We start from the raw sequence: 610 nt of genomic DNA on the forward strand, positions 1-610 counted from the left end.
CGCAGCTGGTCGAAGATATCATTCGCAAGGCCGAGATTCCGGTGCAGTTGGCGGGTGGCATGCGCTCGCGCGAGCAGATTGAGCGCTGGATCGACAAGGGCGCGGGTCGCATCGTGGTTGGTACGCTTGCTGCGCGTGAACCGAACCTGGTCAAGGATCTGGCCAAGCTGCACCCGGATCAGATCGTGCTGTCGGTTGATGTCTGGCAAGGCTTTGTCATGACTGACGGCTGGCGCAGCCAAAGTGCGTTCACGCCCGAAGCCTTTATTGACGCGTTCGGTGATGCGCCTTTTGCCGCCATCGTGGTAACCGATATCGACAGCGACATCGAAGATGTCGAGGCAAAGCTGGGTCTGATCTCGCGATTGGCAAACCATTCGCGTACCCCGGTGATTGCCAGCGGTGTCGTGCGCACGGCAGACGATATCTCGCGGCTGGCATACATCCCCAATATCTCGGGCGCGATTGTCGGGCGCGCGTTGTTCCGCAAGACACTGGACTTGGCCAAAGCACTTGAAACTGTCAAATCGGCGCACGAGCCAGTCGCGCAGTTTCAGTAAGCAACTCCGCCCTTTCGGCTGAACGCGCGAAAGGGCGGTTTTGACAAGCG

Annotated in this window: 1 protein-coding gene; it reads left to right on the plus strand. The window is 59.3% G+C overall.

Features of this window, described 5'->3' with window-relative positions:
• Nucleotides 1–560: 1-(5-phosphoribosyl)-5-[(5-phosphoribosylamino)methylideneamino]imidazole-4-carboxamide isomerase (locus ACR0C6_RS21965; protein WP_480621294.1), on the plus strand; the 560-nt coding region annotated here is incomplete at its 5' end.
• Nucleotides 561–610 lie beyond the last annotated feature (50 nt).

The sequence above is a fragment of the Ruegeria sp. AL12 genome (genome assembly GCF_056540885.1).